The following is a 17168-nucleotide window of genomic DNA, read 5'->3' as shown; positions in this document are numbered from 1 at the left end:
ACTCACCGCTCCACCAGCGCGACGCGCCGGTTCCAGACGTTCATGACATAGGAGGTCAGGAGGCTGAGGCCGAGATAGAAGATCATCCAGATGCTGACCATCTCGACGGCCTGGCCGGTCTGGTTGAGCACCGTGCCGCCGACCGAGACGAGATCGGGATAGGCGACCGCGACGGCCAGCGACGAGTTCTTGGTCAGGTTCAGATACTGGTTGGTGAGCGGCGGGATGATCACGCGCATCGCCTGCGGCACGATCACGTAGCGCAGCGTCTGGCCCTGGCGCAGGCCGAGCGAATGCGCCGCCTCCGTCTGGCCTTCGTTGACCGCGCGGATGCCGGCGCGGACGACTTCCGCGATATAGGCCGCGGTGTAGATCGACAGCGCAATCAGCAGCCCGAAGAATTCGGGGATGACCGTGAGGCCCGAGCCGGCCTGGAAGCCCCGCCGCAGCAGCGGTCCCTGTTCGTTGAAGACCGGAACGTCGAAGGAAATCGGCCGTCCGGCGAGGAAGAACACGACGAGCGGCAGGCCGACGACGAGCGCGAGGCTGATCCAGCCGGACGGCGGCGCCTGGCCCGTCGCGTCGAGGCGCTTCCGCCCCCAGCGCACGACGATCAGCGCGGCCAGAATGCCGATGAGCAGCGCCGCGCCGACCAGCGCCGCGCCGTCGGCGAAGACGGGCCGGGGAATGTGCAGGCCGCCGATATTGATGTGGAAGACGCCGAGAAAGGACCATTTCTCGCGCATGCCCGGCACCGAGCGGAGCACGGCGAAATACCAGAAGAAGAGTTGCAGCAGCAGCGGGATGTTGCGGATGATCTCGACATAGGCGGTCGCGATGCGGGCGACCAGCCAGTTGGACGAGAGACGGGCGACGCCGACGAGGAAGCCGAGCGCGGTGGCGAGCAGGATTCCGAGGCCAGCGACGAGCAGCGTATTGAGCAGGCCGACAAGCAGCGCCCGCCCATAGGACCGCGCCTCGTTGTAGTCGATCAGCGCCTGGACGATGCCGAAGCCGGCCGTGCGGTCCAGGAAGCCGAAGCCCGAGGCGATGTTGGCCTTCTGGAGATTGCGCGCCGTGTTCTCGATGATGTCGTAGGCAAGCCAGCCGAGCACCACGAGAAAGGCGATCTGGAAGAGAACGCCCCTGACCTCGGGATTGTTGATGAAGCCGGCCGCTCGTCCGGCCTTCCGGCCCGCATCCTGTCCGCCTGATGCCATATCCCCTCTCGGGCCGGAACCCGGCCGCTCTGGCGATTGCGCCCCATCCGCGCGGCCGGGTCTTGCTGCCCGGTATCGGCGCCGGATGTCGGCCGCGGGCGTCGCCGCCCGCGGCCTTCATACGATAGGCGTCAGCGGATCGGCGGCGCGTACTGGATGCCGCCCTTCGACCAGAGATTGTTCAGACCGCGCGCGATGCCGAGCTTGGTCGAGGGACCGACATTGGCGTCGAACAGTTCGCCGTAGTTGCCGACATCCTTGATGACATTGTAGGCCCAGTCGTTGGTAAGGCCGATCGCGCTGCCGAAGTCGCCCTCGACGCCGACGAAGCGCTTGATCTCCGGATTGTCGGAGGTCTTCTTCTCGTCGATGTTGGCCTTGGTGAGACCGAGTTCCTCGGCGTTGAGCAGCGCGAACAGCGTCCACTTCACAACCGTGAACCACTTGTCGTCGCCCTGGCGAACCGCCGGTCCGAGCGGCTCCTTGGAGATGATCTCCGGCAGGATCATGTGCTCGTCGGGGCTCTGCAGCTTGAGGCGCTCCGCATAAAGGCCGGAGGCGTCGGTCGTGTAGGCGTCGCAGCGGCCGGCCTCGTAGGCCTGAAGCACTTCCTCGTTCTTCTCGAACGCCACGACCTCGTAGGGCATGTTGTGCGAGCGGAAATAGTCGGCGAGGTTGAGCTCGGTCGTCGTGCCAGTCTGCGTGCAGACCTTGGCGCCCGACAGTTCGAGCGCCGAGGAAACGCCGAGCGACTTCCTGACCATGAAGCCCTGGCCGTCATAATAGGTCACGCCGGCAAACATCAGGCCGAGCGAGGAATCGCGCGACATGGTCCAGGTCGTGTTGCGCGACAGCAGATCGATCTCGCCAGACTGAAGCGCCGTGAAGCGCTCCTTGGCGTTGAGCGGCACGAACTTGACCTTGGTCGGATCGTTGAAGATGGCCGAGGCGACGGCGCGGCAGAAATCGACGTCGAGACCGCTCCACTCGCCCTTTTCGTCCGGGGCGCCGAAGCCGATCAGGCTCGGGTTGACGCCGCACTGCAGGACGCCACGCGCCTTGACGTCTTCCAGCGTGCCGGCACCAGCGGCGGAGGCGCCGGCCACCATGGCGGCACCAGCGACGATGGATGCGATGAGTTTCTTCATTGTCTGCAGCCCTCTGTTCTTGTCGGGTCTTTTGACCCTCGACGCCGAAGCGCGGGTCGCCGTCTCATTCTCGGGGAAGCGATCCGCCGAGCGAACCTCTCCATTCCCGCCGCCGCACTGGCAGGCGCATCGCAGCACAACCAGCGCGGGGAGCCTTCGTGCCCCGGACGACGTTTGACCCCGGTATCACAGGCGATTATGGCAAGCGGGTCAAGTGCGGAACGCCGCTTCGTGCCCGGTTTGCGCACATTCGAGCGGCACGATGAAATCCGCGCCAGTCGATGAGCGCTCCGGAGAACAAACATGGTGGCATCGGGCCGCAGGCAGGAAAACCGCCGGCTCCTGACGAAGATCGCGCAGGGCGGCCGGGATCCGGCGCTCACCGGCCCCTTCGTCAATCCGCCCGTCGTTCACGCCTCGACGGTGCTGTTCGGCGACGTCGACAGCATGCGTCCGGGCGGGCAGCCCTATGTCTATGGCCGCATCGGCACGCCGACGACGGAAGCGCTCGAATCCGCCATCACGGAGCTCGAGGGCGCGGAGAGCACGGTGATCTGCCCCTCCGGCCTGGGCGCGATCTCGGCGGCGCTGCTGGCGCTGCTGTCGAGCGGCGACCATCTCCTGATGGCCGACAATGTCTATGATCCGGCCCGCACGCTCGCCACGACGCTTCTCGCCCGCATGGGCGTCGAGACTACCTTCTTCGATCCGACGATCGGCGCGGGCATCGAGAGCCTGATGCGCGAGACGACGCGCGTGGTCTATCTGGAAAGCCCAGGCTCGCTCACCTTCGAGATGACCGACATTCCGGCAATCGCGAGCGTGGCTCATGCCCGCGGCGCACTCGTCGTGGCCGACAACACCTGGGCGACGCCCTATTTCTGCCGCCCGCTGGCGCTCGGCGCCGATGTGTCGCTGATGGCCGGGACGAAATATATCGGCGGACACTCGGACGTCATGATCGGCACCGTCGCCGCCGCGCCCTCGGCCTTCGCCAGAATCCGCGAGGCCTATGTCACCCTCGGCCTCTGCGTCGGGCCGGACGATATCTTCCTCGCGCTCCGGGGCCTGCGGACGCTCGGCGTTCGTCTCGAACACCACATGCGCTCCGGCCTTGCCGTCGCCCGCCACCTCGCCGGCCGGCCGGAAGTGGCCGCCGTGCTCCACCCCGCCCTCCCCGATCACCCCGGCCATGCGCTGTTCGAGCGCGACATGGACGGCGCCTCGGGCCTCTTCGGCGTGGTGCTGGACGGCTGGAGCCGCGAGAAGACGAACGCCTTCCTGGAGGCGCTGTCGATCTTCTCGCTCGGCTATTCCTGGGGCGGCTTCGAGAGCCTCGCGATCCCGGCACGGCTGAACCGCACCGCGACGCGTTGGGACGCCGCCGGGCCGCTCATCCGCCTGCATGTCGGGCTCGAGGACACGGAAGACCTGATCGCCGATCTCGACGCCGCCTTCGCGCGGGTCGACAATCTCGCCTGATCAGGCCGCCTCGCGCCGCTCGCGGCGGATGAACCAGACATTGCGCAGATAGATGAACAGGCCGCCGGCCTGTCCGGCGATGAACACCGGATCCTTGCGATAGATCGCATAGACGAGCAGCAGCGCGCCGCCGAGGATCGAGAAGGTCCAGAACGAGGCGGGCACGACGCTGCGCCGGGCCTTCTCGCTCGCCACCCACTGCACGACGAAGCGCATGGTGAAGAGCACCTGCGCCGCGAAGCCGAGCATCACCCAGGCGTCGAGCTGCTGCACGAACACGGCATGCAGCCAGCCGCCGAGCGTGTTGAAGATGTCAGCCATCGATGGAAATCTCCGTGGGGCTGGGGATCCGCTTGCGCCGCCGCTTCAGCCACCAGACGCCGATGAGGTCGAGCGCGCCCTGAAGGCCGCGGTCGAGAATGCCGTATTTCGACTGGCCGTGCCGGCGGTTGCGGTCGACCACATCGATATGCGTGACGCGGTAGCCCTCGCGGATGGCGAGCGCCGGCAGATAGCGGTGCCATCCGTCGAAATAGGGAAAGAGCAGGAACATCTCGCGGCGCAGGGCCTTCAGCCCGCAGCCGGAATCGCGCGTGCCGTCCTGGAGGATCGCGCCGCGCACCTTGTTGGCGACGCGCGAGGCGATGCGCTTCGCGCCGGAATCGGTCCGCTTCAGCCGCTGGCCCGCGGCGATGCCCATCATCGGCCCGCCTGCCACCAGCGCGTCGATCAGTGCCGGCATGAAGGCCGGGTCGTTCTGCCCGTCGCCGTCGATCGTGACGACGATCGGCGCCCGCGCGGCGAGAAGACCGGTGCGCACAGCGGCGCTCTGGCCGCAGGATTGCGCATGACGGACGAGCCGCAGCCAGGGACGCTCCCGCATCAGGGCGAGGATGGCGCGGTCGGTGCCGTCGTCCGATCCGTCGTCGACGACGATGACCTCGAAGGCGCGGGCGCCGAGCGCAACGCGGATTTCCTCGATCAGCTCGGGCAGGTTCTCGGATTCGTTCTTGCCCGGAATGACGACCGATACCGATGGCGGGCCCGCGTCAGGCGCCATCGCTCGGCTCTGTCCGGTGAGTAAGTCTTGCATCGGCGCCGTCTCCAAGCGAAGCCAGCGCCGGGATATAGCGCGGCCGGCCGGCCATCGCGTCGACGAGGCCGGCCAATGCCGTCACGGTCCGCGCGGGGCTTCGCCATGCGCCGCGGATCGTTCCGAGGCGCGCCGTTATAGTGCCCGAGCGGCCACGGCGGAAGGCCCAACCGGCGCGCGCAAAGACCGCAGCCAGCCACATCGTGAAGCCGAAGCCCAGCAGCAGGCCGGCGGTGACGTCGGAGGGATAATGCGCGCCGACCACGACGCGGCTTGCGCCGATCAGGAGGCCGAACAGCAGCAGTGCGATCCGCCAGCGCGTGAAGACCAGCAGGCCGAGCGCGATCAGCGCCCCGCCGGTGACCGAATGGCCGGAGGGGAAGCTCTGGAACGCCCAGTCGAAGCGCAGCGGCTGCAAGGTCAGCGCTCCGAATTCGTCGAAGGTCGGCGGCCGGCCCCGGCCGATCGGCTGCTTGACGATGTTGACGAGGAGCCCGACGCCGCCGATCGAGGCGAAGACGAAGGCGGCGATCGCCCCGACCTCCGCCCAGAAGGCCCGAACGAAACGCGGCACGCGCCCCCAGTTGCCGAAGAGGAGGAACAGGAAGAACAGCCCGGCCGGCCACAGTTCCCACTGCGACTTGCCCGCGTCCGAGATGATCTCGAAGATGCCGTGGATGAAGGGCGGCACGGCCCGCGCGCGGGCGACCGAGAGCGCGTCGAAGGCGAAGCCGACCGCAAGGACGATCAGGAAACAGGAAATCCAGATCGCGATCCACTCCGCCGCCGAAAGGCGCGGCGCAGGCCGCTGACGCGCGCCGACGCGGAGCGCCCGCGCGCGAATCGCCGCGACATTGGCGGAGAAGCGATTGCCGAGCGCCCTGGCCCCGGTCGGCTCCCTGGACCTGGTCGGCTCCGGCCCCGTCACTTCGCAGCTCCCGAAGCCGTGAAGACGTGCATTTCGAGGAACCGCCCGCCATTGATGTTGTAGCCGCCGACCACCGCCCTCTCCTTTGGCGCAAGGCCGAGATCGTCGGCGCGCGAATTGAACATCGGCAACTGGCGCTTCTCGACGAAGGCCACGCGGCAGCCGCCCTCGGCGAGGAAGCTGGCGGCGCGCTCGCCGTCGACGAGCGCGATCGACGTTCCCCCGAGGAAGACGAGGCTCGGCTCCTCGAAACCGGCACTCGCGAAGGCGGGCCTCGCACAGGAAGCCGCGGCGTCGCCGGCGGCGACGAGCCGCTCGCTGAGACGCGTCTGCTGCAGGCCTGGAAGGACCTGACCGAAGGCGCCCCAATAGGCCACGACCGCCGCGAGACCGGCGACGAAGGCACTCGCAACCGTCGAGACGCGGAAGAGGCCGGCCGAGACGAGGCCGACGCCCGCCGCGACGACAAGGATGAGGACGCCGGCCACCGAAACCGGATCCCCGAGCAGCAGCGCGATCGCGACGCCGACGATGGCGAGCGCGAGCGGCATCAGGACTGGCGCCAGCGCAAGGAAACGCATGAACCAGTGGCGGCTCTCGCGGTGGATCACGCCGCGGTCGATCGCATCCGCCGTCACCATCGCCATCAGGGGAAAGAGCGGCAGCACGTAATGCGGCAGCTTGGTGGGCACCGCCTCGACGGCCAGCCAGTAGGGGATGACCGAGGCCGCTGCATAGAGAAGCGCCGGCTGCCGCAGCCGGTCGAGGATCGAACCAAGCCCCGCCAGGAAATAGGCGGCGAGCGGCCAGAAGGTGAAGACGAAGATCAGCGCATAGGCGCCGGGCGGCGCGCCATGCGATTCCTGGACGCTCACGACCTTCTGGAAGAGGTCCTTGCCTAGCGCCTCCTGGTAGAAGGCGCCGCCGCTCGCCAGCCCGATGGCGATGAACCAGGGCGCGACCACGATCACCATCCAGACGAGGCCGGGCAGCGGCGCGAGCCGCTTCAGCCAGGCGAACGACCCCTTGGCGATCGACAGGACGACGACCGGGCAGACGATGGCGCCCATCCCGACCGGGCCCTTGAGCAGGATCGACGCTCCCAGAGCGGTCCAGAAGATCGCCGCGAGCCGCAGCGAACGGTCGTGGACCGGCGACAGGAAGGCCCGGGCGAGCGCGCCATGCGCCGCAGTGATCGTCACCAGCAGCATCATGTCGGTCTTGGCGAGCCGCGCCTCGACGCCGAGCAGGATGGTCGTCGCGACCAGCATGCCGGCGAGCAGCGCCGCGCGCGGTCGTCCGAAGGCGATGGTCACCCACCAGGTCAGCATGGCCGCCGCGATGCCGCCGATGATCGACGGCAGGCGATAGATGTAGATCGGCGCGTCGGGCCCGCTGCCGGTCAGGAACACCGCAGCCGATTGCAGCCAGTAGATGCCGATCGGCTTCTTGTATCGGGCCTCGTCCTGGAAGCGGATGTCGAGATAGTTGCCGCTCTCGACCATCTGGTGCGTCGCCTGCGCGAAGCGCGGCTCGTCGCGATCGATCGGCGGCAGCGTCGTGAAGCCGGGCAGGAAAGCGAGGAAGGCGACGATGGCGATCGCGGCCAGACTGGCGGCCGGCGAAGCGGCGAGCCTGTCGACCAGCGTCTCGATGGCGCGAGCGATGCGCCGGAGGCGCTCACCGTCTGCCGCTGTGGGCGTCACCGTGCTGCTCACGCGAACCTTGCCGTTGCCTCTTCCGCCTCCGCCCTTGAAGCGGGATACAGGGAAGAACGCGGCGCAGCAACACTCGTCGCGCCGGCAGGTCCCTCTCTCCCCGGCATCACGGTCGCTCCCCGGGACCGTTCTCCACAAGGGGGGACGGATAGACGCGCATCACAACCTCGCCGCGATGCGCGTGCTATGCCATCCCCCATGGATGGACTTATCGCCCTCGGAATCCTGCTGCTGCTCGCGCTGCCGGTCATTACGGTGGTGTCCTTCTTCATGCTGATCGGCACCCGCCGGCGCCTGTCGGAGGTCGAGAAGCGGCTGATCGCGATGGAGCTTCGGGCGGCCGGCGGGCAGATAATCGCCGCTGCACCGGCCGCTCCGGAGGAGACGACGGCCCCTTCGGCCGAAGCCGCGCAGCCAGAGACCATGGACGCGGCAGCGGCGGTGAACGAAACGCCGGAGACATGGACGGAGGCGGTCGACGAAACGCCTTCCGCGCCGCCCGGGCCGCCTGCCCCGCCTCGGCCGGCGAAGCCGCGCGAGAGCCTCGAGCAGCGTCTCGGCGCGCGCTGGGCGGTCTGGGTCGGCGGCCTCGCACTGGCGCTCGGCGCCATCTTCCTCGTCCGCTACTCGATCGACGCCGGACTAATCGGACCGGGGGTCCGGATCGCCCTCGCCGCGGCCTTCTCGCTCGCCCTGCTCGCCGGCGGCGAATGGTTGCGCCGCTCGCCGCGCGTCACCGCCTTCTCGGCCATTCCCGCCGCCAACATTCCCGGCATCCTGACCGCCGCCGGAACGGTGGGCCTCTTCGCGACCGCCTATGGCGCCTATGCGCTCTACGGGATGATCGGCCCCGCCGCCGCCTTCGTGCTGCTCGCCGCGATCGGTCTCGCCACCATGGCGGCGGCGGCGCTGCACGGCCCCTGGCTGTCGGGCCTCGGTCTCGTCGGCGCGCATGCCGCGCCGCTGCTCGTCACCTCGACGAAGCCCGACTTCGCCATCCTCGCCCTCTACCTCACCATCGTGACCGCCGCCGCCTTCGGCCTCGCGCGGCTGCGGCGCTGGCGCTGGCTGGCGGTGGCGGCGTCCGTGGCGGCGCTCGCCTGGGGCTTCTTCGTGCTCTTCATCGGCGGCGACCCGGTCGTCGAAGCGGCCTATGCCATCGCCTTCATGATCCTCGCGCTGCTCGCGCTCGTCGTCGACGCCCATGATGTAGATGAAAGCCCCGCGCGGCCGGATTTCCTGGCGACGCTGGTTCTCGCCGGCACGGCGGCGCTGCTGCTGACGGGCGCGATTGCGGATGATTTCGGGGCGACCGGCGTCTTCGCGGCACTGATCGGCGGCGCGCTGCTGCTGGCCGCCGCCTGGCGCTATGACGCGGCGGCTCTGCTCTCCGGCGTCGCGGCGCTGCTGCTGCTCGGCCTCACCTATTTCTGGCCGGCCGCCGCGCAGGTCGCCGCCGCGCCGACGACCTATGTCGCCGATGCCGTCGCCGCCTGGTTCCCGCTGCCCGACGCCGTCGCGTTCTTCGCCAATACGGCGGCGATCGGCGGTGCGGCGCTGATCGGCGTTGCGCTGCTGCATCCGCGCCGCCGGCCCGCGCCCGTCGCCTTCGCCGTGGCCGCGCTCGCCGGCGCCGCAGCGGCAGGCCCGCTGCTCGCGCTCGCCGTCGCCTATCTCCGGATCTCCGGCTTCACCTCGAACCTCGTCCTCGCCGCGATCGCCTTCGCGCTCGCCGGCCTTTACGCCGCGCTCGCAAGCCGGTCGGTGGCGCGGGAAGCGGATGATCCGACGGCCTCGATCGCGACAGGCATGTATGCCGCCGGCGCGGTCGGCGGCGTCGCCTTCGGCCTCACCATGGCGCTTAACGGCGGCATGCTGACGACCGCGCTGGCGCTGGCGAGCCTCGGAACCGCCTGGGTGGAGACGCGCCGGCCGATCCCGGCGCTGCGCTATGCCGTGCTCGTCATGGCCGCGGCCGTGTTCGGCCGCATCGTCTGGGACCCCTATGTCTTCGACGTGAGGAGCGGCGGCGCCGTCTATGGCTCCATCCTCGCCGGCTACGGCATCCCGACGCTCGCCTTCGCCGGCGCCGCCATGCTGCTGCACCGCCGCGCAGGCGACCGGCCCGCGCTGGCCGCAGAGGGCATCGCGATCACGCTGTTCGCGCTGATGGTCGTGTTCGAGATCCATGCCGTGACCTTCGGCGGTGACCTCCTCACGCCGTCGACCCGCCTTGGCGAACAGGGCCTCCTGACGGCGGCTGCCTTCGCCTTCTCGCTCGGGCTGGCCCGGATCGGCCGCAAGCGTTCGAGCCCGGTCTTCGCCGCGGCGGCGATCATCTTCCGCGCGCTCGGCCTCGCCAATGCCGTGCTCTCGCTCGGCGTCGCGCTCAATCCGCTGGTGACGGGCGACGCGGTCGCGGGCTCGGCCCTGCTCAACGAGATCGTGCTCGCCTACTGGCTGCCGGCGATCCTCGCGGGGCTTCTCGCCCTCCAGCCCCTGCCGGCCGGCGCGACGGCCGTGCGGCGCTGGCTCCGTGTCGCGACGGGCCTCGTCGCGCTCGCGCTCGCCTTTGGCGGCGTCTCGCTGGAAATCCGCTTCCTCTTCGCCACCGGCCCCGATCTCTCGGCGGGCGGCGTCGGCGCGGCCGAGTCCTACACCTATTCCGCCGTCTGGCTCGCGATGGGCCTCGGACTGCTGCTCGCCGGTCTCTTCGCCGATGCCAAGGCGATCCGCATCGCCTCGGCGGCGCTCATCCTCATCGCGGTGCTCAAGGTCTTCCTGATCGACATGAGCAATCTCGAAGGCGTCTGGCGCGCCCTCTCCTTCATGGGCCTCGGCCTCGTGCTGATCGGCATCGGGCTTCTCTATCAGCGGCTGCTCTTCGGGCGGCGACCGGCCGATGCCCTTCCCGACAGCTGACCGGAACCCTGCCGGGGGCGGCGCGTTCCCCTGAAGAACAGGGAGAACGCTCATGTCCGATCCGACCCAGCCTTATCCGCTTCCCGGCCAGCCGGGCGAGGGCGTACCGCCCGGGCAGCCGATGCCGCCGATGCACGATCCGATCCCGTCGCCGGAGCCGACCCGCCAGCCGCCGGACATCCCGGGCAACGTACCGCGCGAACTGCCGCAGCAGGAGCCGCAGGAGCTTCCGCCCACCAATCCCAAGGGCGGGCGCACGCCCTATCCGGTCAATGATCCGCCGATCGAGGACCAGCCAGGATCGGAGCCGGACTATGTGCCGCCGCTGCAACCCGAGCCGCCGGTGATGTGAGGCGGTACAATCCGCTTGACGCTTCGGGACGGCTTGGCCATGACAAGTCCGAGCCCGGCATGAAAGACAGCGACCGCACAGCGCCCATCCTGATCGTCGGCCCGTCCTGGGTCGGCGACATGGTCATGGCCGCGAGCCTGGTCGCAGCGCTGAAGAAGCGTCATCCCGGCCGGGCGGTCGACATGCTCGCCCCGCCCTCCTCTCTTCCCATCGCGGGCCTCATCGCCGGCGTCGAGCGGACCATCCCCCTCGCGCTCGGTCATGGCGAGCTCGGCCTTCTCGACCGCTGGAAGATCGGCCGCGCCCTCCGCGAGCATCGCTACGGCACGGCGATCATCCTCCCGCGTGCGTTCAAGGCGGCCATCCCGCCCTTCGCCGCCGGTATTCCCGAGCGCATCGGCTATGCCGCCGAGGGGCGATCCATTCTCCTGACCGACGCCCGCCGTGACAGCGATCGCAAGACGGCCCGCACCATCGACCGTTTCGTCGCGCTCGCGGGCCCGGCCGGAGATCCGCCGCCCTCTCCCCGCCCCGTGCTGCGCATGCCGCACCACGACCGGAGCGAGCTCGAGGCGAAACTCGGGCTCGACCTGTCGCTGCCGTCGATCGCGTTCTGTCCGGGCGCCGAATACGGGCCGGCGAAACGCTGGCCGGCGGAGAAATTCGCGGCGCTCGCCGGCATCGCCCATCGCGGCGGCTACCGCGTGCGCCTGTTCGGCGGGCCGAAAGACAAGCCGATCACCGCCGAGATCGCCGCGAAGGCCGGTGTGCCGCTCGACGACCTCGCCGGTCGCACCAGCCTCGTCGATGCCGCGGTCCTGCTCGGTCTCTCCGATGTCATTGTCAGCAACGATACCGGCCTGATGCATGTCGCGGGCGCCCTCGACCGGCCGCTGGTGGTGCTCTACGGCTCGAGCTCCGAGAAGATGACGCCGCCGACGGCGCCGAATGCCGAGTCGCTGTCGCTCGAGCTCTCGTGCCGGCCCTGCTTCCAGCGCACCTGTCCGCTCGGCACGCTCGCCTGCCTCGAAGGCATCGAGCCGCAGTCCGTCTTCGCCGCCGTGCGCCGCGTCGCCGCCGCGGCTCTTTCCATGCCGGGGCAGCTTGGGCTATCCACGCGGCGGCCGTCGGGCATTTGACCGCGGCAGGCGGGACGGACGCATGGCGAAGACGGCAAGGAACGGGCGCGACACGATCCTGGTGACGGGCGGCGCGGGCTTCATCGGCTCCAACATCGCGCGGGCGCTGGCCGCCGATGGCTGGCGCGTCGTCGTGTCCGACTGGTTCGGGACGGGCGGAAAGTGGAAGAACCTCGCCGGCGTCCTCCTCGACGACGTTCTCAGGCCCGAAGAGACCGCACACTGGCTCACGGCGAACCACGGCCGCGTCGAGGCCGTCGTCCACATGGGCGCCATTTCGGCGACGACCGAGCCGGATGTCGACCTCATCGTCGCGCGGAACATCCGCGCCACCTTCGACCTCTGGGACATCGCCGCGCGCGAGGGCATCCGCTTCGTCTACGCCTCGTCGGCGGCGACCTATGGCGATGGCAGCGCCGGCTTCGTGGACGATGCCTCGGCCGAGCACCTCGCGAAGCTGCGGCCGCTCAACGCCTATGGCTGGTCGAAGCTCGTCGCCGACCGACGCTTCGTGGACGACGTCGTCGCCGGGCGGGCGACGCCGCCGCAATGGGCGGGCTTGCGCTTCTTCAACGTCTACGGACCTCACGAGACGCACAAGGACGACATGCGGTCGGTCATCCACAAGATCTGGCCGCTCGCCGCCGCCGGCGAGACGGTCACGCTCTTCCGATCGCATGACCCGGCCTATGAGGATGGCGGCCAGCTGCGCGACTTCATCCATGTCGACGACTGCGTGGCGGTCGTGCGCTGGCTGATCGAGACGCCGACCGTCAGCGGCATCTTCAATGTCGGCACCGGTGTCGCCCGCTCCTTCGCCGATCTCGCCCGCGCGGTCTTCGCCGCCGTCGGCCGCGAGCCGCGGATCGAGTATGTCGACATGCCGGAACGGATCCGCGGCGCCTACCAGTATTTCACGCAGTCGGACCAGACCAAGCTGCGCGCGGCGGGCTATCAGGGCCAGTTCACCACGCTCGAGGACGGCGTCGCGCGCTACATCGCCGCGCTCGAGGCGGCGAAGGCGTGACGACCGCCCGGCGACCGGCCGCCTTCCTCGACCGCGACGGCGTCATCAATATCGACCATGGCTATGTCGTCCGGGCCGAGGACCTCGCCTTCGTCGAAGGCGCTCCGGCGGCGATCCGGCGGCTGAACGAGGCCGGCTATCTCGTCGTCGTGGTCACGAACCAGTCGGGCGTCGCGCGCGGCTATTTCACGGAAGCCGACGTCGGCCGGTTTCACGACCATCTCAGAGCCGAACTCGCGGCCCATGGCGCGCGGATCGACGCGATCTACACCGCCCCGCATCATCCGGAGGCGACGATCGCGGCCTATCGCGCCGATCATCCGGACCGCAAGCCGCGGCCGGGCATGCTGCTCAAGGCTTTTGCGGAGCTTCCGATCGAGACGCGTGGCTCGTTCCTCGTCGGCGACAAGGCCAGCGACGTCGAGGCGGCACGCGCCGCCGGCATCCCCGGCCATCTCTTCCCCGGCGGTGATCTTGACGCCTTCATCGCCGGCGTGCTCGCTCTCGCCACAACGAATCCGGTCTTCGGGGAGGATCGATGAGCCCGACCAGGACGCTCGCCCGCATCGCCGTCATCGGCGATGTGATGGTCGACCGCTATATCACCGGCTCGGTCAGCCGCATCTCGCCCGAGGCGCCGGTGCCGGTGCTGCTGCACGGGGCGGAGCGGATCGTCGCGGGCGGCGCCGCCAATGTCGCCGCCAATGCCGCGGCGCTGGGCGCCGCCGTCGCCCTGGTCGGCCTCGTCGGTCATGACCAGCCGGCCGAGCAGCTGCGCGGCGTCCTCTCGGACCACCCCTCGATCGATCTTTCCGGCCTCGTGATCGACCCGGCCCGGCCGACCGTGACCAAGACCCGCGTCATGAGCGGACACCAGCAGATCGTGCGCATCGACGCCGAGCTGAGCGCGCCGGCGGCCGGTCATGTGGCAGAAGAGCTTGTCGCCCGCGGCCGCGTCGCGATCCGCGGCGCCTCGGTCGTCGTGCTTTCGGATTACGCCAAGGGCGTTCTGACCGACGCCGTCATCGGGGCGCTGATCGCGGAGGCGCAGGCGCAGGGCGTGCCCGTGATCGTCGATCCGAAGCGGCGGACCTTCGAGGCCTATCGCGGCGCGACGCTGGTGACGCCCAACCGCAAGGAGCTGTTCGAGGCGACGGGCCTCGCCGACGACACCGACGAGGAAGCGGCCCGCGCCGCCGAAGCCGCCGCCCGGCAGTTCGGCGGCGATGTCATGGTCACGCGCGCCGAGAAGGGCATGACGCTCTGGCGCCGGGGCGGCGACGTGAAGCATGTGCCGGCCCATGCCCGCGAGGTCTTCGACGTCTCGGGCGCCGGCGACACGGCGCTGGCCGCCCTCGCCGTCTCGCTGGCCGACGGACGCGAGATCGAGACGGCGATGGAGATCGCCAACGCCGCCGCCGCGATTGCCGTCTCGAAGCTCGGAACGGCAATCGTCACCCGCGGCGAACTCGAAGCCGCGCTCAACCGGCAGATCGCCGATGCCGTGCCGCCGGGCGCGCTGGTCAGCCGCGAGGAGGCCGTCGCCATCGCCGCCGCCTGGCGGGCGGCGGGCGAGACAGTCGTCTTCACCAACGGCGTGTTCGACCTCGTCCATCCCGGTCACATCAGCCTGATCGAGCAGGCGGCCCTCGAGGGGGACCGCCTCATCGTCGGCCTCAACTCGGACGCGTCGGTGAAGCGGCTGAAGGGCGAGAGCCGGCCGCTGCAGGACGAGAGCGCCCGCGCCCGCGTGCTCGGCGCGATGCGCGACGTCGATCTCGTGGTGCTCTTTGGCGAGGACACGCCGGGCGAACTGATCGAGGCGATCCGGCCCGGCGTGCTGGTCAAGGGCTCGGACTACAAGCCCGACCAGGTGGTCGGCGCCGATTTCGTCATCGCCTCGGGCGGCCGCCTGGTGCTGGCCGATCTCGTCGCCGGACGGTCGACGACGGCGCTCGTCAAAGCGGCGCGAACGTGAAGACGCTTGCCCCCGCGCGGGACTGGGCGACCCGCCTCGCCTTCCCGCTCTGGTCGTCGACCGGCTTCGACGCCAGTCTCGGCCTCTATCACGAGCGGCTCGATCTCGACCGCCGGCCGATCGGGGCGAGCCCACGCCGGCTGATGGTGCAGGCCCGGCAGATCGCGACCTTCGCCCGCGCCACGCTCGCGGGCTGGCACCGTCCCGGCCCGGAGGCCGACGCGCTCGACCGCGCCATACGCCTCTATCACCGCCGCGACGACGCGCCGGGGTGGATCTTCTCCGTCTCGCCGACGGGCGCACCGGATCGCGACGTGCGCGATCTCTATACCCACGCCTTCATCCTCTACGCGCTCGCCTGGCATCACCGCGTCACCGGCGATCCGGGACTGATCCGCCTCGCCGACGAGACGCTCGGCGAAATGGACGCGATCTTCGCCGCCCCGCATGGCGGTTTCAGCGACGCCGTGCCGGCCGCCGACGCGATCCGCCGCCAGAACCCGCATATGCATCTCCTCGAGGCGCTGCTGGCGCTCTACGAGGCCTCGGGTGGCGAACGCTTCATGGCGAGGGCCGAACATCTCATCGCGCTCGCGACCGATCGCTTCATCGCCGCCGATGGCGGCGCGCTGATCGAGGATTTCAGCCTCGACTGGCAACCGCTGGCCGCGCCGGGCGGCAACCGCGTCGAGCCGGGACATCTCTATGAATGGGCCTGGCTGCTCGGCGAATTTGTGCGCCTCGGCGGCACGGTCGAGGACGGGCTGCGCGAGCGGCTGATCCAGTTCGCAACCCGCACCGGCGTCGATCCCGAGAGCGGGCGGATCGTCGACGCCGTCAACGATCACGGCGGCATCATCGCTGCCTCGACCCGCTCCTGGCCGCATGCCGAGGGCGTGAAGGCCTTCGCCGCCGCCGCGATGCGGGGGAGCGACGGGGCGGAGGCTTCCGCCGACCGCCTGCTGGGCTATCTCATGACGACATTCGCGCCCGACCGCCTCGTGGGCGGCTGGATCGACCGCTTCGATGCGGAAGGCCGGCCACTGGTCGACCATATGCCGGCCAGCACGCTCTATCACATCGCCGGCGCGATCTTCGAAGCGGAACTTGCTTTCGGATCAGACACTTCCGGCCGTTGACGGAATCAGTTTGCGAAGTTCGCCGAACACATCCGCAGGCGCGTGATCGGCGAGACAGGGCGGTCCCTCGCCGAAATCGGGCTTCAGCGCGCAGCGGCTCTTTTCGCAGGGGACGCAGGGAAGCCGCCCGACGAATTCGCGCGTCCGCGCGCCGACGAGGCCGGTGAGGCCCGGATTGGTCGGGCCATAGAGGCCGATGGTCGGCAGGTCGAGCGCCGCGGCGAGATGGCCGAGACCGGTGTCGACCGTGACGACGCCCGTCGCACCGGCAAGGGCCGGAATGAGTACCTCGAGCCGGCCGGGGGGCAGAAGGCGCACGCTGCCGATTCCCGCCGCGATGGCGGCGACCCGCTCCTCCTCGCGTGGTCCATGCGCGAAGAGCACGGTCTCCAGCCCCAGTTCCCCCGCGCGCTCCGCCACGGCCCGCCACCCCTCGACCGTCCAGGTCTTGGTGGGCCAGGTCGTGCCGTGAATGAGGACCACATAGGGTCTCTGAGGCGCATCGCCCGCGATCGCCACGCGGTCGAGGCCTGCATCGGGCGGGGTCGCCGGCATCGGATAGCCGAGGGACGCCGCGAAAAGGCGGCGGATGCGGACCGCCATGTGCTCGACCTCGGGGATGTCGTGGCCGACATGATAGGTCAGCGCCGCCATCCCCTCGCGGGCGGTGGCGCGGCTGAAGCCGTGCCGCCGGGCGCCGCGCGCGAGGCGGGCGGCCAGCGCGCTCTTCATCAGGCCCTGCGCGTCGATGATGACATCATAGCGCCGCGCCGAAAGCAGGCGCCGCGCGGCGCGAAGATCCGCGAACGCCGCCAGCGGTTTCTTCTTCATGCGCCGGATCGGCAGCGGGATGACCGTTTCGACCGCCGGATGCAGCCGCGCCAGCGGCGCGAAGGATTCGTCGACCAGCCAGTCGATCGCGATGCCCGGCACCGCCCGGGCGGCATCGGTGAGCGCCGGGAAGCTGTGGACGACATCGCCGAGCGAGGAGAGCTTCACCAGAAGGACGCGCATGCCGCGAG

15 protein-coding genes are annotated in these 17168 nt (G+C 69.8%); 8 read left to right on the top strand and 7 right to left on the bottom strand.

Going from position 1 to position 17168, the window contains the following annotated elements; genetic code table 11:
• Positions 1 to 2: 2 nt before the first annotated feature.
• Both QO015_RS00525 and QO015_RS00520 read right to left on the bottom strand, forming a co-directional pair.
• On the bottom strand, positions 3 to 1220 hold the full coding sequence (locus QO015_RS00525) for an amino acid ABC transporter permease (protein WP_266282178.1): 1218 nt from the start codon (positions 1218 to 1220) through the stop codon (positions 3 to 5).
• A 131-nt stretch (positions 1221 to 1351) separates the two neighbouring features.
• Positions 1352 to 2368: an amino acid ABC transporter substrate-binding protein gene (locus tag QO015_RS00520; protein WP_266282180.1), complete on the bottom strand. Its 1017-nt coding sequence runs from the start codon at positions 2366 to 2368 to the stop codon at positions 1352 to 1354.
• Between the two features lie 303 nt (positions 2369 to 2671).
• On the opposite strand from QO015_RS00520, the gene metC reads away from it, so the two are divergent.
• The gene (gene metC / locus QO015_RS00515; protein ID WP_266282181.1) at positions 2672 to 3850 is read left to right on the top strand and encodes a cystathionine beta-lyase; all 1179 of its coding nucleotides are present in this window, start codon (positions 2672 to 2674) and stop codon (positions 3848 to 3850) included.
• Here metC and QO015_RS00510 read toward each other — a convergent pair whose 3' ends face one another.
• From QO015_RS00510 to QO015_RS00495, 4 genes are read right to left on the bottom strand one after another with little or no spacing between them, the layout of a single operon-like run.
• Positions 3851 to 4171, bottom strand: a complete 321-nt coding sequence (locus QO015_RS00510; protein ID WP_266282182.1) for a lipid-A-disaccharide synthase N-terminal domain-containing protein — start codon at positions 4169 to 4171, stop codon at positions 3851 to 3853.
• Entirely contained in the window at positions 4164 to 4910 is a 747-nt protein-coding gene (locus QO015_RS00505; protein ID WP_266282183.1) for a glycosyltransferase family 2 protein, read from the bottom strand. Before QO015_RS00505 ends, QO015_RS00510 begins: the two co-directional genes overlap by 8 nt.
• Positions 4900 to 5871, bottom strand: a complete 972-nt coding sequence (locus tag QO015_RS00500; protein ID WP_266282184.1) for a phosphatase PAP2 family protein — start codon at positions 5869 to 5871, stop codon at positions 4900 to 4902. Before QO015_RS00500 ends, QO015_RS00505 begins: the two co-directional genes overlap by 11 nt.
• Positions 5868 to 7589 (bottom strand): ArnT family glycosyltransferase, encoded by a 1722-nt coding sequence (locus tag QO015_RS00495; RefSeq protein ID WP_266282185.1) that lies wholly within the window; start codon positions 7587 to 7589, stop codon positions 5868 to 5870. Before QO015_RS00495 ends, QO015_RS00500 begins: the two co-directional genes overlap by 4 nt.
• 186 nt (positions 7590 to 7775) lie before the next feature.
• Here QO015_RS00495 and QO015_RS00490 point away from each other — a divergent pair, with 186 nt between their 5' ends.
• Genes QO015_RS00490 through QO015_RS00460 form a run of 7 tightly spaced genes read left to right on the top strand, consistent with a single transcriptional unit; the run spans position 7776 to position 16146 of the window.
• On the top strand, positions 7776 to 10511 hold the full coding sequence (locus QO015_RS00490; protein WP_266282186.1) for a DUF2339 domain-containing protein: 2736 nt from the start codon (positions 7776 to 7778) through the stop codon (positions 10509 to 10511).
• A gap of 52 nt (positions 10512 to 10563) precedes the next feature.
• A complete protein-coding gene (locus tag QO015_RS00485) occupies positions 10564 to 10863 on the top strand; it encodes a hypothetical protein (RefSeq protein WP_266282188.1) in 300 nt (99 codons plus the stop codon).
• A 59-nt stretch (positions 10864 to 10922) separates the two neighbouring features.
• Entirely contained in the window at positions 10923 to 12002 is a 1080-nt protein-coding gene (waaF, locus tag QO015_RS00480) for a lipopolysaccharide heptosyltransferase II (protein ID WP_266282190.1), read from the top strand.
• Positions 12003 to 12024: 22 nt separating this feature from the next.
• Positions 12025 to 13029: an ADP-glyceromanno-heptose 6-epimerase gene (gene rfaD, locus QO015_RS00475; protein ID WP_266282192.1), complete on the top strand. Its 1005-nt coding sequence runs from the start codon at positions 12025 to 12027 to the stop codon at positions 13027 to 13029.
• The gene (locus QO015_RS00470) at positions 13026 to 13571 is read left to right on the top strand and encodes a D-glycero-alpha-D-manno-heptose-1,7-bisphosphate 7-phosphatase (protein WP_266282194.1); all 546 of its coding nucleotides are present in this window, start codon (positions 13026 to 13028) and stop codon (positions 13569 to 13571) included. Before rfaD ends, QO015_RS00470 begins: the two co-directional genes overlap by 4 nt.
• Positions 13568 to 15007 carry a D-glycero-beta-D-manno-heptose-7-phosphate kinase gene (gene rfaE1, locus QO015_RS00465; RefSeq protein WP_266282195.1) on the top strand — a complete coding sequence of 480 codons (1440 nt, stop codon included), beginning with the start codon at positions 13568 to 13570 and terminating at the stop codon, positions 15005 to 15007. The genes QO015_RS00470 and rfaE1 overlap by 4 nt, the downstream gene beginning before the upstream one ends.
• Positions 15004 to 16146: an AGE family epimerase/isomerase gene (locus QO015_RS00460; protein WP_266282196.1), complete on the top strand. Its 1143-nt coding sequence runs from the start codon at positions 15004 to 15006 to the stop codon at positions 16144 to 16146. The genes rfaE1 and QO015_RS00460 overlap by 4 nt, the downstream gene beginning before the upstream one ends.
• Here the strand turns inward: QO015_RS00460 and waaC are convergent.
• A complete protein-coding gene (gene waaC / locus QO015_RS00455) occupies positions 16126 to 17160 on the bottom strand; it encodes a lipopolysaccharide heptosyltransferase I (RefSeq protein ID WP_266282198.1) in 1035 nt (344 codons plus the stop codon). The two genes, QO015_RS00460 and waaC, sit on opposite strands and share 21 nt — an antisense overlap.
• Positions 17161 to 17168 lie beyond the last annotated feature (8 nt).

Origin of the sequence: Kaistia geumhonensis (genome assembly GCF_030815145.1) — a bacterium.
Classification (GTDB): Bacteria; Pseudomonadota; Alphaproteobacteria; order Rhizobiales; family Kaistiaceae; genus Kaistia; species Kaistia geumhonensis.
The sequence above is the reverse complement of the archived record's forward strand: the minus strand, read 5'-3'. Positions and strand labels throughout refer to the sequence as shown.